We start from the raw sequence: 24674 nt of genomic DNA, 5'->3' as shown, positions 1-24674 counted from the left end.
GCGGTCAATGCCTTCGGCGCTGCCGTGGGCAGGCTGCCGCCCGCGGGGCCGGTCGGTTCCGGCGCGACTGGCGCTTCCGTTGCGGGCTTCAGCACCAGCGGCGCAATGGCGCCCTGGACGAACAGGGCCGGGCGCTGGCTGTTGCCGGTCGCCTGGGCGACATCGCGCGAGACCGCGAAGAAGATCTCCTCGAGCCGTCGATTCGGCTCGTTGAGATGGCGCACCAGCGCGCTGGCATAGGGGCTGTTGTCGCCCGAGCCGTCGTCGGCGACCTGGCCGGCTGCGGTGGAGAACACCACCAGCGTGCCGTCGGGCAGGTTCTGGATCGAGGCAAGGCCCTGCGTCAGGCCGCCGCCGGCATCGCGCACGGCGCTGTCGCGGCAAGCATCCAGCACGATGACATTGGCGAGCGAATGCGTGCGGCCGAGTTCCTCGACGAGATAGTCGACGACAATGGCGCCGCTCTTCAGGTAGCGCGTGTCGGGAATATGGGCATCGACCGGCACCAGATAGTTTGCGCCCTGGTGCTGGATGCCGTGGCCGGCGAAATAGAAGAAGCCCACGGCGTCGGGGCCGGCCTTTTCCAGCCGTTCGCCCAGCCGCACGATGGCGGTTTCGAGGATGGTCTTGCCGGCATCGATCAGAAGCTCGGTGTCGAAATCGAGCGTCTGAAGCGTCTTGGCGACAAGGCGCGCGTCGCGCGCCGGGTTCTCCAGGCGATCGGCGCGATAGGCGCCATTGCCGACAACCAGGGCCACCCGGCACGACGACGGCGCGGCCGGGGCTGTCCAACCTGAATCATCGTCGCCAAAAAAGCGGGGAGGCATGGCTCATGGATCGTGACGGCTCAAGGCCGGCAAGAATAAAGCGCCGGCCCCGTCAATTCCAGCCCTGCCGCCGCCGGCAGTGTCGCAGCGCGGGGCAGGCGCCGCCGCCGCGTGCATTCGCCGTGTCAGCGCTCGTTCAGCGTGTAGCGGCCGAGGCGGCAGATATTGATCTGGCGGCGCTCGATGATGTCGCCGTCGGAGAACTTGAACTTGAAGTCGTAGACGCAGTCGCGGCGGCCGTCGGAGAGGTTGACGTTGACGGCGCGGCCGGCGCCGAGCGTGTCGTCGCCGAGAATGTCGTTCTCCCAGCTGGAGACGCGGGAGGGCGACGCCCAGAAGGAATAGAGCTCGACGCCGGTATTGTTGATCAGCCGGAACGAGCAGACTTCGGCGCCGCGGTCGCAGGCGGACGCGGTGGCGGTGCCGGCGAGGACGGCGGCGGCGGCCATGGCGAGGCCGGCCACGGTGTTGCGGAGATGACGGGACTGCAGCATGGCGGGCTCCTCTTCGAAAGTCGGCAGCGATCAGCGCTGCGAGAGAAGCCTTAACCTGCCGCGGAAAGCAGGGGCATTGCGCCGGCTTGGCGCGGCTTGCGGGCGGTTTCGGCGGCTTTGGCCGAGCTGTCGGGCATGCCGGCGAGTTGCGGCCCCGCCACACGTTTCATCGAGCCGGGGAGGCAAGGAGAAAGGCGGTCACCAGGCGGCCAGTCTCTGTCGGGCACTGCTCGGGAAAGAAATGACCTCCCGGCACCGGCTGCCCTTCGACCTTGTCGGCCCAGCGCCGCCAGAGGCCCAAGGGGCCACCCGCATCATCGTACCATTCGGCCAGAGCGCCATGGTCGCTCCAGAGCACGAGAACCGGGCAGGCGATCCGGTGGCCGGCGGCAAGATCCGTCCTGTCGATCTCCCAGTCGATCGTGGCGGCCGCACGATAGTCGTCGCAGATCGCGTGAACGCGATCCGGATCGCGGAGGGCTTCGACATAGGCGGCGCGGATCCATCCGGGGAACGCGCGCGGGTCCGATCCCCACTGCGCCAGCGCATCGTCGACGACGGCTTCGGGCGCGGCCAGAATGAGGCGTTCCGGAAGCGGCGCCGGCTGGGACAGCAGCGAAAACGGCCAGAAGCCCAGTGCGAGGCGGGCATCTGCCCGTTCCCACACCGCGTGGGTCGGAACCACGTCCAGCACGGCGATGCGCGATATGCGCGCGGCGTGATCGAGAGCCGCGCGATAGGCGACGCGTGCGCCGCGATCGTGCCCGACGATCGCAAAATGGTCGTGACCGAGGGCCTGCATCGCCGCGACGACCGTCGCGGCCATCGCGCGCTTCGACATTGCGGCAGGGTCTGTGCCGTCGCCGGGTGGGCCGCTCCGCCCGTAGCCGGGCAGATCCGCGACCACCACAGTGGCGACGTCGGCCAGGGCCGGAGCGATCTTGTGCCACATCAGCCCGGTCTGCGGGAAGCCATGCAGGAGCAGGACGGCGGGCCCGGCGCCACCCTGGCGCACGAAGACCTGCCCCCGGCCGGTATCGACCGTTCGTGTCTCAAAGCCTGGAAAGGCGTCGTGGGCCCGCATGATCCGGCAGGAACGCGCAGGCGCGGGAAAAGGTCCGGGATCAGGGCGAAGCGGCCGGCCGGCGGTCGGCCGCTTGGCGAGCGGCAGCCCGTCAGCGCGGCCGCTTGGAGCCGACCAGTTCGTCCCAGCGCCGGAAGGCGACCACCATCTTTTCCGGGCGGAGCGGCAGCTCGATCGGATTGTTGGCGATCAGCGTGGCATATTCCGGCCGGCCGAACTCGGCGATCACCTCCTGGCTGCGCTGCGGCGCCATGGTGATCGGCACGTTGCGGACGGCGGGGCCCGGATAGAGATAGCCCTCGTCATAGGCATAGGCCTGGGCCTGTGGCGTCAGCACATGGGCCATCAGGTCGAGCACCACCGCCAGGCGGTCGTTCGGGATGCCCTTGGGCACGCACATGAAAAAGGCGTCCGAGACCCAGTGGAAGCCCTTGAGCGTGCCGATCATCGCCGATTTCGGCACGATGCCGAGCGCGCGCGGATTGATGTCCCAGCCCGTCGTGGTGATGATGATGTCGCGCGAGCCTTCGCCGAACTCCTTCATCGTGGTGCCGGTGCCGGCGGGATAATAGTCGATGTACTGGCCGATCTCCTGCAGATAGGCCCAGGTCTTGTCCCAGCCGCCGACCGGATCGTGCGGGTCCTTGTCGCCGAGGATGTAGGGCAGGCCCATCATGAAGGTGCGGCCCGGGCCGGAATTGGCGGGCCTTGCGTACATGAAGCGGCCGGGATTGGCCTTGGCCCAGGCGAGCAGCTCCTCGGCCGTGGTCGGCACCGTCTTCACGCGCTCCGGGGCATATTCGATCAGCGGGCCGGACGGATAATAGTTGACCACGACGCCATAGCCGTCGCCCTGGGCCTTGTGCAGGGCCAGCGCGGCCGGCTCGTAGTTCTCTTCGAGATCCGGGAATTTCTCGGCGAAATCCGGCAGGAGCTTCAGCCAGAGGTTCTGCTCGAGACCGGCGGCGAGGCCGTCGCTGCCGGTCAGCACCAGGTCGAGATCGGCCCGGCCGGCATTCTGCTGGGCCTTGATCTTGCTTGCGAGCTCGGGCGCCGGCGCCTTGACGAAGACGATGCGCGAGACGAGCTGGGGTTTCGCCTTGGCATAGTCCTCGAAGGCCTTCTGCATCAGCGCCAGGGCGCCGCCGACATCAATGACGCTGATCACCACGGGCGCGCGCGGCATGGCCGGCACGGCGGCGCCGGCGCCGGTCGCGCCCATGGCGGCCGTGGCGGTGAGGCCGGCGAGCACGGTGCGCCGGTCGATCGGGCCTGTCCCTGTCGTCATGCCTTTTCCCCCTCTGTCCGTTCGTTGCCGGGTGATGGATAGTCGCGCCTGAGCGGGCCGAGCGTCAGGCTGCGGACGTCAAGCGTGTCGGACCAGGTCACTTCGGCCTCGGGCAGGTCGATGCGCCGGGCCGCGAGCGCCGGCGCGATGACGGCGCGCGGCCGGTCGGACGCCATGGCGATGGCCTCGCCCGGCGTCGCGAGGCCCCAGGCGACGACATTGCGCAGGGCCTGGTCGAGCAGCAGAGAGGAGCCGGCGAGCAGGCCGCTGCCGGCGAGCCGCACGGTGCCGTCAACAGAGCGCTCGATCTCCGTGCCGCCCAGGCGATAGCGGCCGGGAGGGGCCGCGGCCGCGGCGACGGCATCGGTGACGAGGATCGTCCGCTCCATGCCCCTGGCACGCATCAGGACCTTGAGCGCTCCGGGATGGATATGGATGCCGTCGGCGATGAAGGTCGCCGCGAGTCGGTCTTCGGCGAGCTGGGCGAAGATCGGGTTGACCAGCTTGTGGGTGGTCTGCGGCATGCCGTTGCCGAGATGGGTCGACAGCGTCGCGCCGGCGGTCACGGCGGCCGCGACCTCCTCGAAGCCGGCGGCGGTATGGCCGAGTGCGACGATGCGACCGGCCGCGCTGAGCACGCGCGCGAGCGCCAGTGCGCCGGAGATTTCGGGTGCCAGCGTCACCATCAGGATCGGGCGCGAGAGCCCGGCCTCGATCCGGGCGATCAGCGCCGGGTCGGCCGCCGTCATGGCTTCCGGCGGATGGCAGCCGGAAAAGCCGGCGATCGGGCTGAGAAACGGGCCTTCCAGATGGTAGCCCGGGCACATGAGGGGGCCGAGCCGGCTGTCGCGCACGGCGGCGTCGAGCTGGCGGAACCGGGCCACCAGCTCGTCCGGATAGGCCGTGATGATCGTCGGCAGGCAGGTCGTCACGCCGGTCGCGAGCATCGCCTCCAGCGCATGGTCGAGGTCCCCGGGGCTGATGGTGCCGGAATTGAAATCGACGCCGGCGAAACCGTTGACCTGAAGATCGACCAGTCCGGCGGAGCGCATGGGCAGGGCCTCAGCGGGAGGAGAGGAGCGAGGCCGCCGGCGGATCGAGGAGCAGCACGGCCTGGTCGTGGCGCTGCAGGATCGACGCCGGCCAGGCCGGATCGATCGGGCCCTCGACGGCGGCGCGCACGGCCTCGGCCTTCCGCCGGTCCGGCACGGAGAGAACGATCAGCCGGCTTTTCATGATCTGCCGGATGCTCATCGAAATGGCCCGCGTCGGGACCGCCTCGAGGTTCGGGAACCAGCCTTCGCCGAGCTGCTGGCGTCGGCAGGCCTCGTCGAGCGCGACGACAATGAAGGGCTCCTCGGTATCGAAATCGGCTGGCGGGTCATTGAAGGCGAGGTGGCAGTTCTCGCCGATCCCGGCGAAGCAGACGTCGATGCGCCGGCCGGCGATCAGCCGGCCGAGCCGCTCCGCCTCGGCCTGCGGGTCGCCGGCGTCGCCCTCGACCGGCACGAAGGCGACCGCGCCGCCGAGCGGGGCGACGAAACGCTCGGCGAGATATTTGCGGAAGCTGGCGGGGTGGCTGACGGCCAAGCCGACATATTCGTCGAGATGAAAAGCCGTGACCTTCGACCAGTCGATGCCCTCGGCCTTGACGAGATGGGCGAGCGTGTCGAACTGGCTCGCACCGGTCGCAACGACGATCGTGGCCTCGCCATGGGCAGCCAGTGCGGCGCGGATGGCGGCCGCGCCCCGTTCGGCCGCGGCGGCGCCGATCGCGCGGGCATCGGCGAGATGGACGATCTCGATCATGTCGATTTTTGAACCTTGAATGCGAAAATCTGTTTCAAATTCCCACACCAAACTGTAGAATAGCTGCGGGAAAAGGCAATGTTTAATTTCGAACATTGCAGTTCGAAATTGAGCTCGATCTGTGTCGACGCTTGCCATCATCGCCGATCTCGACCTTGCCGGGGCCCATGCACGCGATTGCGCGCGCGCCTTCGCGCTGGTCGCCCGCGGCCAGGCTCATTCGCGCGCGGAACTCGGCGCGCAGCTCGGCCTGCGTTCGACCACCACCTCGCATGTGGTGGGCGATCTCCTGGCCCGGCGGCTGCTGGTGGAAGGTTTCGGCGAGAAGGCCGGGCGCGGCCGGCCGGCGCGGCTGCTCGTCGCCAATATCAGGCGCGTCGGTGCCACCGTGCTGCACATTGCGAGCCAGTCGCTCGGCGGCGCCCTGGTGGACCTTGCCGGTGACGTCATCGAGCAGCGCAGCGTGCCGGTCGCGCCGGGGGCGGATGCCGGGACCATGGCCGCCGCGATGGCGGCGCTGGCCGGGGAATTGCGCGCGGCCGCGCCACGCGGCATGGATCATGCCGGCACCGCCGTCTCGCTTTCCGGCCTCGCCGATCTCAGGCGCGGCCTGTGGCTGATGTCGTCGCGCTGGCCGCGCATGCGCGGCCTCGACGTCGCGGCGGCGCTCGACGGTGCCGGCCCTGTGTCGATCGCCCGCAATCTCGATGCGGAGCTCAGCGCGCGGGTCATGCAGGAGCCGGCGCTCCATGCCGGCGGCTCGCTGCTCCTGCACTGGGGCTGGGGCATCGGCCTCGCCTATGCGGTCGATGGCCGGTCCTTCGCGCCGGCCGACGGTTCCTTCGGCGAAATCGGCCATTGGCGTTTCGCCGGACTGTCCGGCCGGCGCTGCGGCTGCGGCAACACGGCGTGCCTGGAGACCGGCGCCGGCCTGTGGGCGCTGATGCCGCGCCTGCGCCGGGACTGGCCCGATCTCGCCGAGGATGAAGCGGTGCTGCAGGCGCAGCTGCCCGACTGCGACCTCCTGGCGCTGCCGGAGATCGATGCCGCGGCGCGGCTGGTCGCCCGCGCGCTCGGCAATGTCTGCCGGCTGTTCTTTCCAGCGCGGGTGACGGTGACCGGGCCGATGGTGGCCAATGCCCGGCTCTGGGCCCATTTCGATGCGCTGTTCCGCGCCGAAGGCGTGATGGACGGCCGGGCCATGCCCGTGCTGGTCGCCGACCGCGCGAGCCAGCGCTACGAGATCCGCGGCGCGGCGGAGCCGCTGCTCAGCCGCGCCGTGGAACGGGTGCTCGTCGCGCCGACCGCCTGACCTATGTCCGCTTCGAGCCGACCTCCTCGTCCCAGCGGCGGAAGGCGAGCACCATCTTGTCCGGCAGGAGCGGGGTCTCGACCGGCACTTCGGCGATCAGCTTGTCATATTCCGGCCGGCCGAATTCGCGGATCGCGGCCTGGCTCTCCGGCGGCGCCATCGACAGCGGCACGTCCTTGACCGCCGGTCCCGGATAGAAATAGCCCTCGTCATAGGTATAGGCCTGCTGGGCCGGGCTCAGCACCCATTTGATCAGCTCCAGCAGCACCGCCAGCTTGTCGTCGCCGATGCCCTTCGGCACGAACATGAACTGGGCATCCGACACCCAGCGGAAGTTCTGCAGCGTCTGGATGCGGGCGCTCTTCGGCACGATGCCGAGCACGCGCGGATTGATGTCCCAGCCGGTGGTCGAGACGATCATGTCGCGCGAGCCTTCGCCGAGCTCCTTCATCGTCGCCCCGGTGCCGCCGGGATAATATTCGATGTGGCGGCCGAGCTCCTTCAGATAGGCCCAGGTCTTGCTCCAGCCATTGACCGGATCCTTCGGGTCGCTGTCGCCGAGAATGTAGGGCAGGCCCATCAGGAAGGTGCGGCCGGGGCCGGAATTGGCGGGCCTTGCATACATGAACCGGTTCGGATTGGCCTTGGCCCAGGCGAGCAGCTCCTCGGCGGTGGTCGGCGGCGTGCGGACCTTTTCGGGCAGATATTCGAGCAGAGGCCCGGACGGGTAATAGACCATGCACATGCCGAAGCCCTGGCCGAGATTGTGATTGTCCAGGGCGCCCTTGAGATAGATGTCCTCGGGTTTCGGCAGGACCGAGGCATAGGTCGGCAGCAGCGGCACCCAGAGCTGCTGCTCGATGCCGGCGGAGAGCACGTCCATGCCGCCGAGCACCAGGTCGAGATCGACGCGCTTGGCATCCTGCATGGCCTTGATCTTGCCCGGCAGCTCGGGCGCCGGCGCCTTGGTGAAGGTCATGCGCGAGACGAGATTGGGTTTCGCCGCCCGGAAATTGTCGAGCGGCTTCTGCACGAGGGCGAGAGCGCCGCCGACGTCGATGACGTTGAGGGTGACGGGTGCGCGGGGCAGAGCCGGAGCCTGCGCCCGGGCGCCGGTCGCACCGAGCGCGGCGGCGCCGGCAAGGCCGCCGAGCACCAGCCGGCGGGACGGATGTGCGTCGTGATCTGCTATGGTCATGGGCGTTCCCTTCATCCCTGTTCCGAAATCCGGAGTCTTGTGTTTAGGGTCCCGGCCTCGCACCGTCCGGCGAACCTGTCTTGGCCATGCGACATGCGGCCGGCCACCGGGGCCGGCATCGAAGCGAGATGATGATGCCTGAAGAAAGAGCGGTGCCCGTCGATATCAAGGCCTGGATCGGCGCGACGTTCGTTCCGGCCTGGGCGGCGGCGGTGGCCGATCCGCAGACGCCCGGCTTCGTCGAATGGATGCGGCCGGACTTCACGCCGGTGCCGGGCGAGAAGCGCACCACCCTCGTCACCGCCCGGCTGATCCACGTCTTCAGCCATGCCCATTGCCTCGATCCGGCAGGGCCGGGCCTTGCCGCCGCGCGCCACGGCCTCGATTTCCTGCTGAACGCCTGTCGCGGCCCGGACGGCCGGTTCCGTCATGCGGTGACGGTCTCCGGCGCGGTGCTGGACGGACGTTCCGATCTCTATGACCTCGCCTTCGTCCTGTTCGGCCTCGGCTGGTATGCCCGGGCGTCTGGCGACCGGAGCGTGCTCGCCGTCGCCGATGCCGTCGCCGGCTTCATCGATGCCGAACTCGCCGATGCCGCAGGCGGTTTCGCCGAGGATACGCTCGGCACCTTGCCGCGCCGCCAGAACCCGCACATGCACCTGCTTGAGGCTTTCCTGCTGCTCGCCGAGGTGGCACAGGGCGGTGCCTGGGGGCGGCGCGCCGAAGCCATGGTCGCGCTGTTCCGCGCCCATCTGTTCGACGCGGAGACCGGTTCGATCGGTGAATTCTTCGATGTCCGCTGGCGGCCGGCGCCTGGTGCTGCCGGAACGCTGCGCGAGCCGGGCCATCATTTCGAATGGTGCTGGCTGCTGCATCAGCACGCGCGGCTGACCGGCGATGACACGGTGTTGGATCCCGCCGACCGGCTGTTCGATTTCGGCTGCGCCCATGGCCTCGAGCCCCATCATCCGCGCGGCGCGGCCCTCGACGAGGTCGACCGCGCGGGCCGCGTGGTGAGGCCGACCAAGCTGCTCTGGCCGCAGACCGAGTTGCTGAAGGCGGTGGTCGCCCGCCGCGAATCCGGCCGCGGCAAGCCCACCGATCCCACGCCCGTCGACGTGCTCGGCATCATCTTCGGCCACTATGTCGATGCCGCGACCGGCCGCTGGCTGAACCAGCTCGATGCGGCGGGAGAGCCGGTCACGGCCGACGCGCCGGTCAGGGTGCTCTATCACCTGATGTTCGCGCTCGCCGAATATGCGCGTGCGGGCGCCGGCGCCTGACCGGCGCCGATGCGCGGCGGTCTTGCTGCCGTCAGAGCGCGCCCAGGGCATAGAGAATGCCGCGCAGTTCGGCGAGGCCGCGCAGGCGGCCGATCGCGGGGTAGCCGGGGCTGACCTCTTTGGTGAGGTCGTCGAGCATGCGGTGGCCATGGTCGGGGCGGAACACGATGGTTTCGCCCGGAGGCCGCTTGCGGTCCTCCGCGACCAGCTCCCGCAGCACGGCGAGCATGTCGACGTCGCCTTCGAGATGCGCCGATTCGTGGAAGCTGCGGCCGTCGCCCTCGCGCTTCGTCGCGCGCAGATGGGCGAAGTGGATGCGGCCGGCGAAACGGCGGGCGATGGCGGGCAGGTCGTTGTCGGCGCGCACGCCGAGGCTGCCGGTGCAGTAGCACATGCCGTTGGCGGGCGAGGGCACGGCATCGAACAGGGCCGCATAGTCCGCCTCGGTCGAGGCGATGCGCGGCAGGCCGAACAGCGAGCGCGGCGGATCGTCGGGATGCAAGGTCAGCTTGACGCCGCGCGCTTCCGCCGCCGGCGTCACCGCCTCCAGGAAGCCGATCAGATGGGCGCGCAGGCGGGCCGCGTCGATGCCGGCATAGGCGGCGAGCCGCTCGCGGAAGGCGGGTATGGTGAGCGGCTCGGTGGTCGAGCCCGGCAGGGCGCTGGCGATATTGGTGGTGAGCGCGGCGATGTCGGCTTCGCTCATCGCCTCGTAGGTCGCCCGGGCGCGGATCCTGTCCTCCGCGGAATAGTCGCGCTCGGCGCCGTCGCGCTCCAGGATGTGCAGGTCGAAGGCGGCGAAGCGGTCCTGGTCGAAGCGCATGGCGGTCGCGCCGGTCGGCAGGACGTGGTCGAGGTCGGTGCGGGTCCAGTCGACGACCGGCATGAAATTGTAGCAGACGATCTTGATGCCGGCGCCGGCCACCGCTTCGAGACTGGCGATCCAGGCTTCGATCTCGGCGCGCGCCGCGGCGCCCTTGCGCTTCACCGCGTCGGGGATCGGAATGCTCTCGACCACCGACCAGGTCAGCGCCGAGCGGCCGGCGGGCGCGGCCTCGATCAGGTTGCGCCGGGCCTCCACCTCGGCCAGCGTCCAGGCGCGGCCGATCGGCACCTCGTGCAGGGACGAGACGACATCGGTCGCGCCGGCCTGCCTGACGGCGTCGAGCGGCACATTGGCGTGAGGGCCATACCATCTCCACCCCTGGCGCATCGTCTTGTCGTCTCCTGGTCTGTTCTATCGATGTCTTTCGCCCACGCCCCGCACCCCACGCCCCGCGTCCCGCGCGGGCGGAGCCGGTCAGGCGAAGCTGTCGGGGTAGGTGTCGCGCAGGGCGTCGATGTCGGGAATGACCGCGCTCAGATGCTTGTGCATGGCCGCCCGTGCGGCCGCGACATCGTGTGCGGCGATCGCGTCGCGGATCTGGCCGTGCTCGCCGAGCACGAAGGCGGTGCGGCCGAGGGCCGGCAGGGTCATGCGCCGGCAGCGGTCGATCTGGATCTTGGCGGGTTTCAGATAGGACCAGATGCCGGGGTGGCCGGCAATCGTCGCGATCGCCTCGTGGAAGGCCTCGTCCGCCTCGTGGAAGGCATTGAGGTCCTGGCGCTCGGAAAAGAAGGTCTGCCGCGCCAGGATCTCGTCGATCGCCGCGATGTCCTCGGCCGTCGCCCGCGCCGCTGCACGCGAGACGGTCGCATCCTCCAGGGCCTGGCGGATGATGACGGCCTCTGGAATGAGGCCGATCGGGATGCGGGCGACGAAGGTGCCGGATTGCGGGAAGATGTCGACGAGACCGTCCTCGACCAGCCGGATCAGCGCCTCGCGCACCGGCGTGCGGCTGACGCCGAAACGCTCGGTCAGCATCTTCTCGTTGAGCGCGGTGCCCGGCGTCAGCTGCATGGAGACGATGGCATGGTGCAGGTCGCGATAGATCGCCGCAGCGGTGGTGGTGCGCTTGATCGCGGCGCCGCGCTGCGGCCCGCCCGGGCTGCGCGGCGGCTGGCCGTCGGCCGTGGTTCCGCCGGTCCTGCCGGCGGATTTTTCAAACAGGCCCACGCGTGCTTGCTCCCGCCTTTGCTGTGTCTGCATACTAGTATATCTTTTCCGGAGCAGCGCCAAGCGGCAAGCGCGGCGCATTGCGCCGGAAGAGCCAGCCTGCCTGCCGGTCGATGCCCGGCGCCGGCGGTTCGGTGGCGATTGCCGCACCGGTCTCGGCGCGGCCGGGTTGCATTGATGATCTGGTAGATTAGTATATTAGTTCACGGCCCGAGCCGAAGTCGATACGGCGCCGCTCTTCTTCTCATCACGCGGACCGACAACAGGACTTTCCCTCAGATGCTGCTCGCCTCGTCGCCCTTCAAGGAAATCCGCCTGGACCGCGTGAGCCGTGCCTTCGGTGCCCTCAATGCGCTGCGCGACGTGTCGCTGACGATCGCGAAAGGCGAGTTCATCGCGCTGCTCGGCCCGTCGGGCTGCGGCAAGTCGACCGCGCTGAACTGCATTGCCGGGCTGCTCGCCACCACCGGCGGCGGCATCTATGTCGACGACCGGCGGATCGACCAGCTGAAGCCCGAGGATCGCGGCTTCGGCATGGTGTTCCAGAACTATGCGTTGTTCCCGCACATGACCGTCCGCCAGAATATCGGCTTCGGCCTGAAAATGCGGGGCATGGCCAGGCCCGAGATCGACAAGCGGGTGGCGGAGGCGCTCGCGCTGGTGCGCCTGGAGGCCCAGGGCCACAAGCTGCCCGGCCAGCTCTCCGGCGGTCAGCAGCAGCGCGTCGCGATCGCCCGCGCCATCGTCATCGAGCCGCCGCTGGTGCTGATGGACGAGCCTCTGTCCAACCTCGACGCCAAGCTGCGCCTGGAGATGCGGGCCGAGATCCGGCGCATCCACAACCAGCTCGGCGCCACCACCATCTATGTCACGCACGACCAGGACGAGGCGCTGTCGCTCGCCGACCGCATCGTGGTGCTGCGCGACGGCGCGATCCGCCAGGTCGGCATGCCGCACGAGCTCTACGAAAGCCCGGGCCATCTCGACGTCGCCGAGTTCATGGGCTTCCGCAACCGCCTGGCCGGCAAGATCACCGCGGTGGATGGCGGGCGCGCGAGCGTCGATGTCGGCGGCGCCTCCATCACCGGCCAGCTGCGCGAGGACCTCGGTGTCGGCGCCAGCGCCGTCATCGCGGTCCGGCCCGACGATGTCGCGGCTGGACCGGGCGGCGCCAATGCGATCGGCGCGAGGGTCGAGACCATCGAATATCGTGGCCGCGAATTCGTCGGCATGGCGCGCACCGCCGGCGATCTCGAAGTGATCTTCCACGGACCGAAGCGCGCCGAGATCGGCAGCGCGGTCCAGCTGACGGTCGATCCCGACCGCGCGCTCATCTTCGCTGCGTGAGGCCGGCCATGGCACCATCCGTTCCCGCCGACCGGCCGGGCCTGCGCCAGCGACTGGCGCTGCGCGGCTTCGACGGCACGACGCTTCTGATCCTGCCGGCGGTCATCTTCGTCCTGGCGATCTTCGTCTATCCGTTCCTCTATGGCCTGGTGCTGTCCTTCACGCCGAAGGAGGGCGGCGTCTTCGCCAATTACAGCAAGTTCTTCGCCGACCCGTTCCTCTACGATACGATCTGGACGACCCTCCGGCTCGCCCTGCCGGTGACGATCATCTCGATCCTCCTCGCCATTCCGATCGCCTTCCGCGTCCGCCTGATGCGCCACCAGCGCCTGCTCACCACCATCCTGGTGCTGCCGGTGACGCTCGGCACCGTGCTGGTCGCCGAGGGCCTGCTCAACTATCTCGGGCCGCAGGGCTGGTTCAGCCGGACGCTGATGCTGATCGGCGCCATCGACCGGCCGGTGAAGCTGACCAACAATTACTGGGGCGTGTTCGCCTCGCTGATCATCACCGGCTTTCCCTTCACCTTCCTGCTGACGCTCTCCTACGTGACGGGCATCGATCCGGCGCTGGAGCAGGCCGCCGCGACCCACGGCGCGCGCGCCTGGCAGCGCTTCCGGCACGTCATGCTGCCGCTGCTGGTGCCGGGCCTTGCCATCGCCTTCTGCCTGTCCTTCGTCCAGGCCTTCGCCGTGTTCCCCTCGGCCGTGCTGCTCGGCGCGCCGGCGGGCCCGACACGGGTCATCTCGATCGCCGCCTACCAGGCCGCCTTCGAGCAGTACGACTATTCCATGGCCGCGGCGATCGCGATGATCATGGCGGCGGTGCAGCTCGCCATCGTCGTGGCCGTGCTCGCCTTGCGCAGCCTGTTCTATCGGGGCGCCACCGCCGGCGGAAAGGGCTGAACACCATGATCCGCGACACCTCCGTCGGCGCCAGGCTGTGGATCACCGCCATCTGGGTGATCGTCGGCTTCTTCGTCGTCAACCTGATCGCCGTGATCGCGACCGTCGTGCTGTCGTCCTTCGGCACGCGCTGGCTCGGCACCTGGCTGCCGGCGGCCTTCACCACCCGCTGGTATTTCGCCGCCTGGGCCGAGTTCCAGCTGCACGACGTGCTGATCGTCACGTTCCAGATCACCTTCACGGTCGTCGCCATTTCCGGGCTCGTCGGCGTGCCCGCGGCCTATGCGCTCGCCCGGCGCGATTTTCCGGGCAAGAAGGCCGTGATGCTGCTGTTCCTCCTGCCGTTGCTGGTGCCGCCGATCACCTTCGGCATTCCGCTCGCCACCGTGCTCTACCAGGCCGGCGTCGGCGGCACGTTCTGGGGCGTTGTGCTCGCCAATCTCGTGCCGACCATTCCCTTCGTCATCCTGGTCATGATCCCGTTCATCGAACAGATCGACCCGAAGGTGGAGGCGGCCGCGCGCGTCTTCGGCGCCGACACGTTCCGCCTGTTCGTGCACGTGCTGATCCCGATGCTGCTGCCCGGCGTGCTCGCCGCTCTGCTGCTCGTCCTGGTGCGCACCATCGCCATGTTCGAGCTGACCTTCCTGACCTCGGGCCCGACCAGCCAGACGCTGGTGGTCGCGCTCTACTATTCGGTCTTCGCCTCGGGCGTGCGCGCGGTCCAGTCGATCGACGCCATGGCGGTGGTCTACATGATCTCCACCCTCGTCTGGCTCCTGATCGCGCTGCGCTTCGTCAATCCGACGCAGATCGTGGCGCGGGCGAAGCAGCAGCAGAGCCATTGAGTCCGATGGCTGCGGCGAGGCGGCAAAGCCGCGCCCGCTGCAGGTCCGGCGGCATCCGCTCCCGCCGTCAGGCGCCGGCGAGGCCCAGTTCTGCCTTCACCTTTTTCGGCAGCGACCGCGCCACCATGGCATAGGCATGGCGCACATAGTCGGCCAGGGCATCGTCGGGCAGGCCCGGCTCGCCGTGCTGCTGGAGCCATGTCAGCCCGCGCGAGGCCATGTAGGGCGCCGGCCGCAGGCCCGGCTCGTCCTTCAGGAGGCGATAGGTCATCTCGCTGGCCTTGAAGGTGACGCCGGCGGTCGCCCCGCCGGGCGTCGCCCAGGCGAACACCTTGCCGCCGACCTTCCAGACATGCGAGCCGCGCCATTGCACCACGCAGGTCGTGTGCGGCAGGGACTGGCACAATCGGTTGAATTCCTCGCAGGTCATGGTCGCGATACCGGATCTTGCGGGCAGGGAGGCGAGTGCCTGGGATCGGAAGGGACGGTCGCCCGCTCCCCGATCGCGGGCGCCGTCAGGTCACGTCGGGTTCCGCGGCCAAGCTGCAGATCGCCCGCGCCACGTCGAAGGACTTCTCGAAGGCCGGCACGGGCAGGAACTCGAAACGCGAGTGGAAATTGTAGGCGCCGGTGAAGAAATTCGGCGTCGGCAGGCCGCGCGCGGACAGCGCCGCGCCGTCGGTGCCGCCGCGCATCGGGATCTGTTTCGGCGCGATCTGCAGCCGTTCCAGCGCCTTGAACAGCAGCGCGACGGAGCGGCGGTCGCTGCCGAGGCTGTCGCTGATATTGCCGTAGGTGTCGCTGATCCGGCAGTCGACGCGGCCGGTCGGATAGCGCGCCGCGATCGTCTCGGCGGCGGCCGCAAGCTGGCGCTTGCGCGCCTCGAACCGGGCCCGATCGAAATCGCGGATCATCACCTTCAGCCGGGCTTCTCCGGCATGGGCGGTCATGTCGTTGAACCAGAAATAGCCTTCGCGGCCTTCTGTGCGCTCGGGCGTCTCGGTCCGGTCGAACAGGCCGACGAAATCGAAGGCCATCAGCAGCGGATTGACGAGCACGCCCTTGGCCGACATCGGATGGGCGGCGACGCCGGTGAAGACGATCTCGCCGCCGGCCGCGTTGAAGTTCTCGATCACGACTTCGCCCAGTTCGCAGCAGTCGATCGTATAGGCGAAGTCGCAGTCGAACCGGCCGAGATCCAGGGCTTTCGCGCCGCGCAAGCCGATCTCCTCGTCGGGCACGAAGGCGACCAGGATATCGCCATGCGGCGTATCGGGGCCGAGCCTTGCGAGCAGCGTCATGATCACCGCGATGGCGGCCTTGTTGTCGGCACCGAGCACGCTGGTGCCGTCGGTCACGATGACGTCGGCGCCGGACCAGGGCCGGATTTCCGGATGTTCGGCGACGCGCAGCCAGATGTCGGCCGCCGGGTTGAGACAGAGATCATCGCCCTCAAAGGGCAGGATCTGGGGATGGATGACCGGCGACAGGCCGACATCGACCGTGTCGAGATGGGCGATGAAGCCGATGCGCGGCGCACCCGGCCGGTTGCCGGGTTTCAGCGCGGTGACGGTCGCATGGTCGTCGATGACGACATTGTCGAGGCCGAGGCCCTCGAGTTCCGCAGCGAGCAGCGCCGCCAGCCGCTGCTGGCCCGGCGTGCTCGGCAGCGTCTCGGCCTTGGCGTTGCTCTGGCTTTCGATCGCCACATAGCGGAAGAACCGCTCGATCAGCTCGTCGCGAATGGTCATGCGTCCCGGCCTGCCTTCATCGGTCCTGCCACCGACGCGCAGGGCCCTTTCAGACGGGCTGGCTGCAGGTCGGATCGGCGCGGATGATATCCGCGATCAGCCGCTGCGTCGCCAGGGCTTCTTCTCCCGTCACGACGGGATCGCGGTTCTCGGCCAGCGCATCGAGGAAATCGGCGATGAGCGCGCGATGGGCATCATGCGGGAAGTCCATGATATTGGCCCCGCCGCCGGAATTGCCCTCGGGCGCCATGGTCTCGCTGCGGCCGTCGACATAGCCGACGTCGAGCCCGCCGCCCGACAAGGTGGCGGTGCCCGCCGAGCCGATGACCTGCATGGCCTCCGGCCCGCCCGGATAGGCCGAGGTGGTGGCGACGAGCGAGGCGGGCGCGCCGCCGCCGAGCGTCAGGAGCGCGCTGACATGGTCCTCGGCTTCCATCCGGTGCAGGCGCGTCCTGCGCACCTGGGCGGCGACGACCTTCTCGACCCCGACGAGCGAGCGGAACAGGTCGAGCGCATGGATCGCCTGCGACATCAGCACGCCGCCGCCGTCGCGGGCGAAGGTGCCGCGCCCCTCGGCGTCGTAATAGCTCTGCGGCCGCCACCAGGGCACGGTGAGGGAGGCCGCCTCGATCGTGCCGAGCGCGCCGGCCTTCAGGATGTCGCGCAACCTGAGGCTGGCCGGCCGGAAGCGGTGCTGCAGCACGACGCCGAGCCGGCGCCCGGCCTTGCGGCCGCTCGCAACGATCGCCTCGGCGCGCGCCAGCGTCGTCTCCAGCGGCTTTTCGAGCAGGACATGCTTGCCCGCGGCAAAACAGGCCTCCGCCACCGAGCCATGGGCATTGGCCGGCGTCAGGACCAGCACGGCCTGCACCGTAGGATCGGCGATCGCCGCCGCCATGTCGGTGGTCACGGGAAAGGGGAAGTCGCGGCCGAAGGCCTGCGCGCGGGCCGCGCTGCGGCTCACCGCCCAGCGCACGTCGACGCGGTCGGCAAGGTCGACGAGGCTTTTCGCATGGGGCAGGGCGGCGGGGCCGAGCCCGATCAGGGCGATGCCGGTCTTGTTCATCATCGGGGTCCTTCGGGGCGCATGCCGCCGATCAGCGCGGCCTTGGCCTGTGCGTCCAGGGCCAGGCGGCAGACGGTGAAGACATGGGCCTGGCGCATGGCGGTTTCGGTGCGGTCGCGGCAGTCGGCCAGGAAGCGGCGGAAATAGGTGACGGGCTCGTTCGAGGCATCGATATGCCTGACGCCCTTGGCGTCGACCAGGAACACGTGGTCGGTGCCCGGCCGCCCGGCGATGTCGACATATTTGCGCAGCTCGATGGTTCCCTCGGTGCCGAGAATGGTCAGCCGGCCGTCGCCCCAGGTCGGCAGGCCGTCGGCGGTGAACCAGTCGACCCGGATATAGCCGGTCGCCGTGTCGCTGCGCAGCAGGACCTCGCCGAAATCCTGGAAGTCCGGCAGGTCGTCCAGGCCGAAATGGCCGATGGCGCTCGCCGCGATGGTCGCGTCGGCCGACCCGGTGAAGGTCAGGAACTGGTCGATCTGGTGCGAGGCGATGTCGACGAGAATGCCGCCGTAATGGGCCGTGTCGAAGAACCAGGCCGGGCGGATGGCCCGGTTCAGCCGGTGCGGCCCGAGGCCGAGCGTCTGCACGACGCGGCCGATGGCGCCCTCCCTGATCAGGCGTTCCGCCACGGTGGTCGCCGGCACGATGAACCGTTCGGAAAAGCAGATCGAGAAGATCCGGCCGGTTTCCGCGACGGCCCTGCGCACGGCCTCGAGCTGCGCGGCGCTGGTGATGCCAGGCTTGTCGGCCATCACGTCCTTGCCGTGACGCATGGCCGCGATGGCGATGTCGGCGCGCTCGGCGGGGATCGCGGCGGTCAGCACGATGTCGACCGAGGGGTCTTCGAGCAGTGCCCGGCGGCCGGCTTCGGGCAGACCGGGGAAGCGCTCCCGCAGTCCCGCCAGCACGCGCGGGTCGGAGGTTTCCGGATCGAAGCCGGCGCAGGTCGCGCCCGCCTCGATCAGCCCGCCGAGCATGTGATAGATGTGCCGGTGGTCGATGCCGATGACCGCAAATCGCATGATGCTCACCCTCGCCGCTTGGCTCCGCCGACTTCGCGGTCCCATTTCTCGAAGGCCGCGACCAGCGCTTCCGGCTTCAACGGCGCCTGGACCGGATAGCGGGCGATCAGGGCCTCGTATTCCGGCCGGCCGAATTCGGCGAGCACCGCGCGGCTCTCGGCGGGCGCGGCGCTGAGCGGCACGTTCTTCACGGCCGGGCCGGGATAGAAGTAGCCCTTGTCATAGGTGTAGGCCTGCTGCTCGGGTTTCAGCATGAAGCTCATCAGACGCAGCAGGGCGGCGACCTTCGGCGTCGGCACACCCTTCGGAATGCACATGAACTGGGTGTCGGGCACCCAGTGCGTGCCCTCCAGCGCGAAGGTCCTGGCCTCCGCCGGCACGACGCCGAGCGCGCGCGGATTGATGTCCCAGCCGAAGGTGGAGACGATCATGTCGCGCGAGCCTTCGGCGAACTCCTTCATCGTGACGGTGGTGCCCGGCGGGTAATATTCGATGCCCTTGTCGAGCTCCTTCAGATAGGCCCAGGTCTTGTCCCAGCCGTTGATCGGGTCGCCCGGCGTCTTGTCGCCGAGAATGTAGGGCATGGCCATCAGGAAGGTCCAGCCGGGGCCGGAATTGACCGGCCGCGCATAGCAGAAGCGGCCGGGATTGGCCTTGACCCAGGCGAGCAGCTCCTCGGCATTCTTGGGCACCTGGCGCACCCGGTCGGGGGCATATTCGAACAGCGGCCCGGACGGCGAATAGACCACGGCGACGCCGGCGGCCTGGCCGAAATTGCGCTGCATCATCAGCGCGCTGTCGTGATAGATCTCCTCGGCCTTGGGCAGTTCCTCGGCATAGTCCTTCCAGACCTCGATCCACAGTCCCTGGGTGATGCCGTCGGACATGGCGCCCGGGCCGGTCAGCACCAGGTCGATATCGACGGCGCCGGCCTGCTGCTGGGCCTTCAGCTTGGCCGGCAGCTCGGGCGAGGGCGCGCGCGAAAAGATCAGCCGCGAGACGATGCGCGGGTTCTCGCGCGCGAACTTTTCGAGCGCGGCCTGGGTCAGCTGCAGGTTGCCGGCGACGTCGACAATGTTCAGCGCCACCGGCTGGGCGCCGAGCGGCAGGCTGGCAGCCAGCGCGTCGATCGTCTTGAGGCTCATGGCGCCGGCCATGCCGGCGAGCGCCTGGCGCCGCGAAAATCTGGTCATGTCCGTAACTCCCCGTTCGGATCCACCCGGCCGCCCGGACTGTGCTGGTCCGCTTCGTTCGGCGAGCGGCGTCCGGGAGAATTGATATACTAGTGGACCAGTCGCGATTGGCAATCGCCAGGAGGGGCCGCGGGACGGGATGGCCGTCCTGCGCGAGGCGCTTGAGGCCGACGGGCTGTCCGGCGCACCATGGCCATCACGGGCGCCGGCGGTAGGTCGCGCCGAGACGGAGGCGAGAAATGCACGGCCTTGTTTCGTCCTGGCAGATCTGGGCGCTGCTGTCGGCTGCCTTCGCAGCGCTCACCGCGATCTTCGCAAAAGTCGGCATCGAGGCGATCGGCTCCGACTTCGCCACGCTCATCCGCACCGCGGTCGTCCTCGTCGCGCTTTCGGCCATCGTGGCGGCGACCGGCCAATGGCAGCCGCTCGGCACGATCTCCACGCGTACCTATGTCTTCCTGGTCCTGTCCGGCCTTGCGACCGGGGCCTCGTGGCTCTGCTATTTCCGGGCGCTCAAGCTCGGCGATGCCGCCCGCGTCGCCCCGGTCGACAAGCTCAGCGTCGTGCTCGTCGCGGTGTTCGGCGTTGCCTTTCTCGGCGAGCGGCTGTCGTTGCCGAACTGGCTCGGCGTGATCCTCATCGCCGCCGGCGCGGTTCTGGTGGCCCATCGCTGATGATGGCGGTTCACGCAGCGGGCGGTGCCGCGGCGAGCGCCTCGTCCAGCAACTCCAGCGCGGCGAGCGTGAAGCGGCACATGTTGTCGGCACGGTCGGCGAGCCCGGTCTCGAGCGTCCGGACGCGCGCGACCGGGCCGCTGACGGCAAGGCAGGCATGGCCGGCGGCGTCGCCGTAGCGGTTGCCGGTCGGTCCGGAGGCGCCGGTCTCGGCAAGGCCCCAGGTCGCCCGGTGGGCGAGGCGGATGCGCTCGGCGAGCAGCCCGGCATAGGGCTCGGAAGCCGAGCGCATGCCGGTCACGTCGTCGCGGGATATGCCGAGCAGCGCCTCGCGCGCGGCGACCGTATAGACCACCGCGCCGCCGAGGAAGTAGCGCGAGGCGCCGGGCACGGCGAGCAGCGCCGCGGAGACCAGTCCGCCGGCGGAGGATTCGGCCACGGCGATGGTCTCGCGCCGGAGGCTGAGCCGCTCGCCGAGGCGCGCGGCGATGATTGCGATGGCTTCGTTCATGCTGGTGCCGCTCACGCTCCGTCCTCCTGCCAGGTGCGGCCGTCACGCTCGATCAGCGCGATCGCGGCCGACGGGCCCCAGGTGCCCGCCGCATAGGAACGCGGCGGCTCGTCCATGCCGCGCCAGGCTTCCAGGATCGGGTCGATCCAGCGCCAGGCGGCCTCCACCTCGTCGCGACGCATGAACAGCGTCTGGTTGCCGCGCACGACATCGAGCAGCAGCCGCTCATAGGCATCGGCATTGCGCACCTTGAAGGCCTCGGCGAAGGTCATGTCGAGCGGCACATGGGTGAGCCGGATGCCGCCGGGGCCGGGATCCTTGATCATCAGCCACAGCTTCACGCCCTCGTCGGGCTGCAGGCGGATGACGAGCTGGTTCGGCTGGAGCGGACCGGCGCCTTCGCCGAAGGCCGAATGCGGAACCGGCCGGAAGCCGACGACGATTTCCGAGACGCGCGCGGCAAGGCGCTTGCCGGAGCGCAGATAGAAGGGCACGCCGGCCCAGCGCCAGTTGCCGATCTCGGCCTTCAGCGCGACGAAGGTCTCGGTGCGGCTGGTGGCCGAACCAAGCTCTTCGAGATAGCCCGGCACGGCGCCGCCGGCCGAGGCGCCGGCGCGGTACTGGCCGCGCACGGTCAGGTGGCCGGCATTGTGCGCATCGATCGGCTTGAGGGCCCTGAGGACCTTGAGCTTCTCGTCGCGTACCGCGTCGGCCTCGAGCGAGGGCGGCGGCTCCATGGCGACCAGGCAGAGGAGCTGCAGGAGATGGTTCTGCACCATGTCGCGCAGCGTGCCGGCCGTGTCGTAATAGCCGGCGCGCCCCTCGACGCCGAGGCTTTCGGCGACGGTGATCTGGACATGATCGATATGGGCGCTGTTCCACAAAGGCTCGAACAGGGCGTTGGCGAAGCGCAGCGCCATCAGGTTCTGCACCGTCTCCTTGCCGAGATAATGATCGATCCGATAGACGCGGTCCTCGCTGAACACCTCGCCGACCACCCTGTTGACCTCGAGCGCCGAGGCAAGGTCGCGGCCGATGGGCTTTTCGACCACGACGCGGGCATCCTCGCCGGCAAGGCCGAAACGCCCGAGCCGCTCGCAGATCGGCCCGAACAGCTGGGGCGCGGTGGCAAGATAGTGGACCTTCACGCGCCCGGCGAAGCCGCCGAGCCGCGCAGCCAGCGCATCCCAGCCGTCGTCGCCCGCCGCGTCGACGGCCAGGTAGTCGATGCGGGCCAGGAACCGGTCGAGCACCGGGCCAGACGTGCCGCCATGTTCGAGCACGGCGGCGCGGGCATGGTCGCGGAAGGCCTCCGGCGTCATGGCGCGGCGAGCGACGCCGAGGATGTTGGCTTCGTCGGGGAGCTGGCCGGCGAGGTCGCGCTGGAACAGGGCGGGAATGAGCTTGCGGCTGGCGAGGTCTCCCGTGGCGCCGAACACGGTCAGGACGAAGGGCGGCACCGGGATCACGCGGCTGGTCATGCGGAAGCCTTTCTCGGGCGGGGGCAGGCAGGCGCCATCATAGGCCGGGTTGCGGTCGATCCGTGGCGGCCGCCGCGGTGGGCGGCAGCCATGCGGGCGGCGCGGGTGCGACAGCCGTGCGCGCCGCGAAGCGCGCCGATGCCGCAGGCGCTGCGCATGTCATAGCCCTTGTGGCAAATCCGGGCTATGGCTTGCCTCGCCGTCCCTCGTGACGCACGGTCGCCGAGATGAGCCAGGCCCAAACCGAACGCGCCATTCTGTTCGCCGATGTCGAAGGCAGCGTGCGCCTGTTCCGCCGGCTGACCGATCCGGTCGCGCACGAGGCGGTGGAGGCCTGCCTCGGCCATGTCCGCGCGGCGGTCGGGGAAGCCGGGGGCAGCGTCGTGAAATCGATCGGCGACGGTGTCATGGCGGTGTTCGACGATCTCGCCATGGCCGGGACCGCGGCGGTCGCCGCGCAACTCAGGCTCGCCGCCGCGCCGCCGCCCGGCGACAGGTCGCGGCTGCGCATCGGCATTCATGCCGGCCCGGTCATCGCGGATGGCGGCGATTTCTTCGGCGACACCGTCAATATCGCCTCGCGCCTCGCCGGGCTCGCCAGCGGGGGCGAGATCATCATGGACATGGCGCTGGCGCGCCGGCTCGCGCCGGTGCAGCGGCGCATGGTGCGCCGGCTCGGCACCATCGCCATCAAGGGACTGACGCCGGCCCGCGCGGTCGCCGAACTGCTCTGGGACGCGGACCATGCCGGGACGGTCACCGTCGTTGCCGGCGGCCAGGCGCGCGGCGCGGCGTTGAGCGGGCCGCGTCTCGGCCTGGCCTATGCCGGCCGGCGCTGGACCCTCGCCGACGGCGGCGAAAGCGTCACGATCGGTCGGAACGAAACCCATACGATCGTGGTCGCCGAACCGCGCGCCTCGCGCGATCACGCCACCATCGAGTTCCGCGGCGATCTCTGGGTGCTGATCGACCACAGCACCAATGGCACGGTGGTTGCCTTCGGCGACGAGCCGGCCATCACGCTGAAACGCCAGGAGCTGATCCTGCATGGCCTCGGCGTGATCGGCGCCGGTTTCGACCCGACGGCCGATGGCGGAGCTCCGATCCGCTTCACCGTGCTGACCGCCTGAGCCGCTGTCAGCCGATCAAGACGGTCGGCTGGCCGGTGACGATCAGGCCGCCGGCTGCCGTCTGATCGAGAATGCGCGCAGCCGGCATGCCGGTGATGAGCACGGTCCAGGCGCCGGTGACGATCGGGTCGGGGGCCGGCACGCAGGCGCAGACATCGCCGACGCGCGCCGCCGGCAGGCCGCCGATCAGCACGTTGAGCGCGCAGACGCCGATGATCGGCGTCGCCGCCGGCGCGACCAAGGGGCAGCTGTGCAGGTCGGTCATCCGCGCGGCGGGCCGGTTCAGCGCCATGGCCGTCAGTCCGCCGCGGCCTGCGGGAGCGACGCGGACCGCCGCCAGGCCGCATAGGTCGTCATGCCGAGGCCGAGGCGGGAATAGTCGACCATCAGATAGCCGCTCGCCGTCCTGATCACCGCGTCGGGCCGGGAGGCCATCACCTCCTGCGCCATCACGCCGACCTGGCGCGGACCACCCCAGACATAGTCGAAGGCATAGAGCGCATGGCCGCCGGGCGATGTGCCGACGCGCTCGATATTGCGCTTCAGCCGGATATCGGACCAGCCGGCGCCGCCGCCACCACCACCGCCGCCATCGCCGCCGCCGGCAGGGTTCGGCACATGGCTGTCGTCGCGTGCGGAGCCGGATGCGGGCGGGCTCGCCGGCATCATCGGCCGCCGTGACGGCCGCGCATCCACCGGCCGGACCGATTGCGCCGGGCGCACCATGGCAGGACGGGCCGCGACGCGCTGGCGCATCAAAGAGCGCTCGGCATGGCGGAGCGGGTAGGACGCGCGGCCGAGGCGCGGCGAGGGATCGTCGATCCATTCGGTGCGATCGCCGCCGGCGCAGCCGGCAAGCGCCAGGCCGGCGGCCAGAAGGCACAGAGCGCCAGTCGTCTTCCGCCTCTTGATCATCTCGATCCTCCGTGACCGGACGTTGGTGGCCGACACTGTCGACGGTCGCCCGATCATCCCGGCCGATCTGTGCCGGCGGGCACATCGCAGCCGGCTGGACGGTGGCGGATCCAGCTCGCCCGTCGGTCCCGATGGAGGCGATGCGCGACGCAAGGCTACGGCATCGCGCTGGACGGGTGCTTACCAGCCGCCGCCACCACCGCCGCCGCCGCCGCCGCCGCCACCACCGCCGCCGCCACCACCGCCACCACCGGCGCCACCTCCGGCGATGTCGGGCACGAAGGTGTCGTCACGCGGGGCGACGCGGCTGGACTGCGCCGGCGGCGGCCGCACGCGCTCGGTGCGCGCCGGGCGTTCGACGTAGCGCTGGGGCCGCTCGCGGACCACGCGCGGCCGTTCGGCATGGCGGGGCGGGGCCCCCCGGGAGGGGAAGCGGCCCGCGCGCGGCGGGGGGGTGTCGATCCCCCCCGGCCGGGC

Annotated in this window: 26 protein-coding genes; 7 read left to right on the top strand and 19 right to left on the bottom strand. The window is 69.7% G+C overall.

The features are described from left to right. The 6 genes from OZ671_RS29355 to OZ671_RS29330 all read right to left on the bottom strand — a co-directional run. Nucleotides 1-758 (bottom strand): caspase family protein (locus OZ671_RS29355; protein WP_268863996.1); only part of this gene is annotated, 758 nt, incomplete at its 3' end. A 194-nt stretch (nucleotides 759-952) separates the two neighbouring features. Continuing rightward, nucleotides 953-1321: a hypothetical protein gene (locus OZ671_RS29350; protein WP_268863995.1), complete on the bottom strand. Its 369-nt coding sequence runs from the start codon at nucleotides 1319-1321 to the stop codon at nucleotides 953-955. 166 nt (nucleotides 1322-1487) lie between these two features. Further along, the gene (locus tag OZ671_RS29345) at nucleotides 1488-2405 is read right to left on the bottom strand and encodes an alpha/beta fold hydrolase (protein WP_268863994.1); all 918 of its coding nucleotides are present in this window, start codon (nucleotides 2403-2405) and stop codon (nucleotides 1488-1490) included. Nucleotides 2406-2496: 91 nt separating this feature from the next. Then, nucleotides 2497-3693: an ABC transporter substrate-binding protein gene (locus OZ671_RS29340; protein WP_268863993.1), complete on the bottom strand. Its 1197-nt coding sequence runs from the start codon at nucleotides 3691-3693 to the stop codon at nucleotides 2497-2499. Beyond that, nucleotides 3690-4745 (bottom strand): amidohydrolase family protein, encoded by a 1056-nt coding sequence (locus OZ671_RS29335; RefSeq protein WP_268863992.1) that lies wholly within the window; start codon nucleotides 4743-4745, stop codon nucleotides 3690-3692. The genes OZ671_RS29340 and OZ671_RS29335 overlap by 4 nt, the downstream gene beginning before the upstream one ends. Nucleotides 4746-4755: 10 nt before the next feature. Beyond that, nucleotides 4756-5502, bottom strand: a complete 747-nt coding sequence (locus OZ671_RS29330; RefSeq protein ID WP_268863991.1) for a glucosamine-6-phosphate deaminase — start codon at nucleotides 5500-5502, stop codon at nucleotides 4756-4758. Between the two features lie 121 nt (nucleotides 5503-5623). On the opposite strand from OZ671_RS29330, the gene OZ671_RS29325 reads away from it, so the two are divergent. Further along, nucleotides 5624-6814, top strand: coding sequence for an ROK family protein (locus OZ671_RS29325; protein WP_268863990.1), 1191 nt, complete (start codon nucleotides 5624-5626; stop codon nucleotides 6812-6814). Between the two features lies 1 nt (nucleotide 6815). Here OZ671_RS29325 and OZ671_RS29320 read toward each other — a convergent pair whose 3' ends face one another. Next, on the bottom strand, nucleotides 6816-8012 hold the full coding sequence (locus OZ671_RS29320; RefSeq protein WP_268863989.1) for an ABC transporter substrate-binding protein: 1197 nt from the start codon (nucleotides 8010-8012) through the stop codon (nucleotides 6816-6818). Nucleotides 8013-8164: 152 nt separating this feature from the next. Between OZ671_RS29320 and OZ671_RS29315 the strand changes: the two genes are divergently transcribed. Further along, nucleotides 8165-9295 carry an AGE family epimerase/isomerase gene (locus OZ671_RS29315; protein WP_268863988.1) on the top strand — a complete coding sequence of 377 codons (1131 nt, stop codon included), beginning with the start codon at nucleotides 8165-8167 and terminating at the stop codon, nucleotides 9293-9295. A 31-nt stretch (nucleotides 9296-9326) separates the two neighbouring features. Here the strand turns inward: OZ671_RS29315 and uxuA are convergent, their stop codons facing one another. After that, nucleotides 9327-10508, bottom strand: a complete 1182-nt coding sequence (uxuA, locus tag OZ671_RS29310; protein WP_268863987.1) for a mannonate dehydratase — start codon at nucleotides 10506-10508, stop codon at nucleotides 9327-9329. A gap of 87 nt (nucleotides 10509-10595) precedes the next feature. Then, nucleotides 10596-11255: a GntR family transcriptional regulator gene (locus OZ671_RS29305; protein ID WP_268863999.1), complete on the bottom strand. Its 660-nt coding sequence runs from the start codon at nucleotides 11253-11255 to the stop codon at nucleotides 10596-10598. A gap of 375 nt (nucleotides 11256-11630) precedes the next feature. On the opposite strand from OZ671_RS29305, the gene OZ671_RS29300 reads away from it, so the two are divergent. The 3 genes from OZ671_RS29300 to OZ671_RS29290 are packed head-to-tail and all read left to right on the top strand — an operon-like array spanning nucleotide 11631 to nucleotide 14451. Further along, nucleotides 11631-12698, top strand: a complete 1068-nt coding sequence (locus OZ671_RS29300; protein WP_268863986.1) for an ABC transporter ATP-binding protein — start codon at nucleotides 11631-11633, stop codon at nucleotides 12696-12698. A gap of 8 nt (nucleotides 12699-12706) precedes the next feature. Continuing rightward, nucleotides 12707-13603, top strand: a complete 897-nt coding sequence (locus tag OZ671_RS29295; protein WP_268863985.1) for an ABC transporter permease — start codon at nucleotides 12707-12709, stop codon at nucleotides 13601-13603. A 5-nt stretch (nucleotides 13604-13608) separates the two neighbouring features. Further along, nucleotides 13609-14451 (top strand): ABC transporter permease, encoded by an 843-nt coding sequence (locus tag OZ671_RS29290; protein WP_038301688.1) that lies wholly within the window; start codon nucleotides 13609-13611, stop codon nucleotides 14449-14451. Between the two features lie 67 nt (nucleotides 14452-14518). Here OZ671_RS29290 and OZ671_RS29285 read toward each other — a convergent pair whose 3' ends face one another. The 5 genes from OZ671_RS29285 to OZ671_RS29265 form a co-directional block, all read right to left on the bottom strand. Continuing rightward, the gene (locus tag OZ671_RS29285) at nucleotides 14519-14857 is read right to left on the bottom strand and encodes an MmcQ/YjbR family DNA-binding protein (protein ID WP_328286407.1); all 339 of its coding nucleotides are present in this window, start codon (nucleotides 14855-14857) and stop codon (nucleotides 14519-14521) included. A 109-nt stretch (nucleotides 14858-14966) separates the two neighbouring features. Next, nucleotides 14967-16202, bottom strand: coding sequence for a peptidase T (gene pepT / locus OZ671_RS29280; protein WP_268863983.1), 1236 nt, complete (start codon nucleotides 16200-16202; stop codon nucleotides 14967-14969). A gap of 49 nt (nucleotides 16203-16251) precedes the next feature. Further along, entirely contained in the window at nucleotides 16252-17271 is a 1020-nt protein-coding gene (locus tag OZ671_RS29275) for a Gfo/Idh/MocA family protein (protein ID WP_268863982.1), read from the bottom strand. After that, nucleotides 17268-18296 carry a Gfo/Idh/MocA family protein gene (locus tag OZ671_RS29270; protein ID WP_268863998.1) on the bottom strand — a complete coding sequence of 343 codons (1029 nt, stop codon included), beginning with the start codon at nucleotides 18294-18296 and terminating at the stop codon, nucleotides 17268-17270. Before OZ671_RS29270 ends, OZ671_RS29275 begins: the two co-directional genes overlap by 4 nt. Nucleotides 18297-18298: 2 nt before the next feature. Beyond that, nucleotides 18299-19486 carry an extracellular solute-binding protein gene (locus OZ671_RS29265; RefSeq protein ID WP_268863981.1) on the bottom strand — a complete coding sequence of 396 codons (1188 nt, stop codon included), beginning with the start codon at nucleotides 19484-19486 and terminating at the stop codon, nucleotides 18299-18301. Between the two features lie 239 nt (nucleotides 19487-19725). Between OZ671_RS29265 and OZ671_RS29260 the strand changes: the two genes are divergently transcribed. Continuing rightward, complete coding sequence (locus OZ671_RS29260) at nucleotides 19726-20160, top strand: EamA family transporter (RefSeq protein WP_268863980.1); 435 nt, start codon at nucleotides 19726-19728, stop codon at nucleotides 20158-20160. 10 nt (nucleotides 20161-20170) lie between these two features. Here the strand turns inward: OZ671_RS29260 and OZ671_RS29255 are convergent, their stop codons facing one another. Together OZ671_RS29255 and zwf are read right to left on the bottom strand one after the other, a co-directional pair. Then, complete coding sequence (locus OZ671_RS29255; protein ID WP_268863997.1) at nucleotides 20171-20671, bottom strand: CinA family protein; 501 nt, start codon at nucleotides 20669-20671, stop codon at nucleotides 20171-20173. Between the two features lie 11 nt (nucleotides 20672-20682). Beyond that, the gene (gene zwf / locus OZ671_RS29250; protein ID WP_268863979.1) at nucleotides 20683-22152 is read right to left on the bottom strand and encodes a glucose-6-phosphate dehydrogenase; all 1470 of its coding nucleotides are present in this window, start codon (nucleotides 22150-22152) and stop codon (nucleotides 20683-20685) included. A gap of 227 nt (nucleotides 22153-22379) precedes the next feature. On the opposite strand from zwf, the gene OZ671_RS29245 reads away from it, so the two are divergent. Beyond that, nucleotides 22380-23282, top strand: coding sequence for an adenylate/guanylate cyclase domain-containing protein (locus OZ671_RS29245; protein ID WP_268863978.1), 903 nt, complete (start codon nucleotides 22380-22382; stop codon nucleotides 23280-23282). 7 nt (nucleotides 23283-23289) lie between these two features. Here OZ671_RS29245 and OZ671_RS29240 read toward each other — a convergent pair whose 3' ends face one another. The 3 genes from OZ671_RS29240 to OZ671_RS29230 all read right to left on the bottom strand — a co-directional run bounded on the left by OZ671_RS29240 (nucleotide 23290) and on the right by OZ671_RS29230 (nucleotide 24584). Next, nucleotides 23290-23574, bottom strand: a complete 285-nt coding sequence (locus OZ671_RS29240) for a PAAR domain-containing protein (protein ID WP_268863977.1) — start codon at nucleotides 23572-23574, stop codon at nucleotides 23290-23292. Between the two features lie 5 nt (nucleotides 23575-23579). Next, on the bottom strand, nucleotides 23580-24197 hold the full coding sequence (locus OZ671_RS29235; RefSeq protein WP_268863976.1) for a tail fiber domain-containing protein: 618 nt from the start codon (nucleotides 24195-24197) through the stop codon (nucleotides 23580-23582). Nucleotides 24198-24377: 180 nt separating this feature from the next. After that, nucleotides 24378-24584 carry a hypothetical protein gene (locus tag OZ671_RS29230; protein ID WP_268863975.1) on the bottom strand — a complete coding sequence of 69 codons (207 nt, stop codon included), beginning with the start codon at nucleotides 24582-24584 and terminating at the stop codon, nucleotides 24378-24380. Between the last annotated feature and the right edge of the window lie 90 nt (nucleotides 24585-24674).

The sequence above is a fragment of the Phreatobacter sp. AB_2022a genome (assembly GCF_026847585.1).
Taxonomy (GTDB): Bacteria; Pseudomonadota; Alphaproteobacteria; order Rhizobiales; family Phreatobacteraceae; genus Phreatobacter.
The sequence above is the reverse complement of the archived record's forward strand: the minus strand, read 5'-3'. Positions and strand labels throughout refer to the sequence as shown.

Bases quoted from the DNA above. Each gene is read 5' to 3' on its own strand.
- OZ671_RS29255 (WP_268863997.1), bottom strand. From the start codon at position 20,671: ATGAACGAAGCCATCGCAATCATCGCCGCGCGCCTCGGCGAGCGGCTC.
- OZ671_RS29340 (WP_268863993.1), bottom strand. From the start codon at position 3,693: ATGACGACAGGGACAGGCCCGATCGACCGGCGCACCGTGCTCGCCGGC.
- OZ671_RS29330 (WP_268863991.1), bottom strand. From the start codon at position 5,502: ATGATCGAGATCGTCCATCTCGCCGATGCCCGCGCGATCGGCGCCGCC.
- OZ671_RS29290 (WP_038301688.1), top strand. From the start codon at position 13,609: ATGATCCGCGACACCTCCGTCGGCGCCAGGCTGTGGATCACCGCCATC.
- OZ671_RS29245 (WP_268863978.1), top strand. From the start codon at position 22,380: ATGAGCCAGGCCCAAACCGAACGCGCCATTCTGTTCGCCGATGTCGAA.
- OZ671_RS29265 (WP_268863981.1), bottom strand. From the start codon at position 19,486: ATGACCAGATTTTCGCGGCGCCAGGCGCTCGCCGGCATGGCCGGCGCC.
- OZ671_RS29335 (WP_268863992.1), bottom strand. From the start codon at position 4,745: ATGCGCTCCGCCGGACTGGTCGATCTTCAGGTCAACGGTTTCGCCGGC.
- OZ671_RS29300 (WP_268863986.1), top strand. From the start codon at position 11,631: ATGCTGCTCGCCTCGTCGCCCTTCAAGGAAATCCGCCTGGACCGCGTG.
- OZ671_RS29235 (WP_268863976.1), bottom strand. From the start codon at position 24,197: ATGATCAAGAGGCGGAAGACGACTGGCGCTCTGTGCCTTCTGGCCGCC.
- OZ671_RS29275 (WP_268863982.1), bottom strand. From the start codon at position 17,271: ATGATGAACAAGACCGGCATCGCCCTGATCGGGCTCGGCCCCGCCGCC.
- zwf (WP_268863979.1), bottom strand. From the start codon at position 22,152: ATGACCAGCCGCGTGATCCCGGTGCCGCCCTTCGTCCTGACCGTGTTC.
- pepT (WP_268863983.1), bottom strand. From the start codon at position 16,202: ATGACCATTCGCGACGAGCTGATCGAGCGGTTCTTCCGCTATGTGGCG.
- OZ671_RS29350 (WP_268863995.1), bottom strand. From the start codon at position 1,321: ATGCTGCAGTCCCGTCATCTCCGCAACACCGTGGCCGGCCTCGCCATG.
- OZ671_RS29260 (WP_268863980.1), top strand. From the start codon at position 19,726: ATGCACGGCCTTGTTTCGTCCTGGCAGATCTGGGCGCTGCTGTCGGCT.
- uxuA (WP_268863987.1), bottom strand. From the start codon at position 10,508: ATGCGCCAGGGGTGGAGATGGTATGGCCCTCACGCCAATGTGCCGCTC.
- OZ671_RS29295 (WP_268863985.1), top strand. From the start codon at position 12,707: ATGGCACCATCCGTTCCCGCCGACCGGCCGGGCCTGCGCCAGCGACTG.
- OZ671_RS29320 (WP_268863989.1), bottom strand. From the start codon at position 8,012: ATGACCATAGCAGATCACGACGCACATCCGTCCCGCCGGCTGGTGCTC.
- OZ671_RS29345 (WP_268863994.1), bottom strand. From the start codon at position 2,405: ATGCGGGCCCACGACGCCTTTCCAGGCTTTGAGACACGAACGGTCGAT.
- OZ671_RS29240 (WP_268863977.1), bottom strand. From the start codon at position 23,574: ATGGCGCTGAACCGGCCCGCCGCGCGGATGACCGACCTGCACAGCTGC.